The sequence below is a fragment of the Pseudoalteromonas luteoviolacea CPMOR-1 genome, assembly GCF_001625685.1.
GTDB lineage: Bacteria > Pseudomonadota > Gammaproteobacteria > Enterobacterales > Alteromonadaceae > Pseudoalteromonas > Pseudoalteromonas luteoviolacea_K.
Genome location: NZ_AUYC01000053.1, coordinates 1 through 817, shown reverse-complemented (window position 1 = coordinate 817; position 817 = coordinate 1). Strand labels below are relative to the sequence as shown.

General features: G+C 44.4%; 1 protein-coding gene. It reads left to right on the top strand.

The window, feature by feature from the left end; translation table 11 throughout:
- Positions 1-201 (top strand): hypothetical protein (locus N473_RS26565; RefSeq protein WP_196766444.1); only part of this gene is annotated, 201 nt, incomplete at its 5' end.
- Between the last annotated feature and the right edge of the window lie 616 nt (positions 202-817).

The following is an 817-nucleotide window of genomic DNA, read 5'->3' as shown; positions in this document are numbered from 1 at the left end:
CACAAACCTGTGGATAAAAGTGCAAAAAGCAACATCAGCGAGCAAAGAAAATACATTCATTTTGCGCAAGGAAAATATCGTGCGCAAGGTGAAGTGAGGCGTCTTAACCGAGCGAACTCAATACACCTCTACAAACTCAGCAATCGTGTCAAAACTAACAAAGCATGGATCCTGAAGCGAGTTCAGGATGACGTGGTGTAAAAGGTTAGCGACAGCGAACGCAGTGAGTGTGCTTCTTTTGCACAAGGTGAAATGAGCCGGTTTAACCGAACAAAATCAATACACCTCTACAAACTCAGCAACCGCGTCAAAACTAACAAAGCATGGATCCTGAAGCGAGTTCAGGATGACGTGGTGTAAAAGGTTAGCGACAGCGAACGCAGTGAGTGCGCTTCTTTTGCGCAAGGTGAAGTGAGCCGTTTTAACCGAACAGAATCAATGCACCTCTACAAACTCAGCAACCGCATCAAAACAAACAAGAAATGGATCCTGAAGCGAGTTCAGGATGACATGGTGCAAAATGTAACGACTGCGAGCGAAGCGAGTACGTTCAATTTGCGCAAGGTGAAGTGAGCCGTTTTAACCGAACAAAACCAATATACAACTATAAGCACAGCAGCCGCCTCAAAACTAACAAGACATGGATCCTGAACTTGCTTCAGGGTCTAAAGTTCAAAGTCTTAACGACAGTGAACAAAACGAGTACGTTCAGTTTGCTCAAGGTGAAATAAGCTAGTTTAACCGCTGCTGAGGGACTGTATTCAAAAGGAGTAAAGACTTAAAACGGTGAAGGTTACTCCCTTCACCTTGCGCTTAT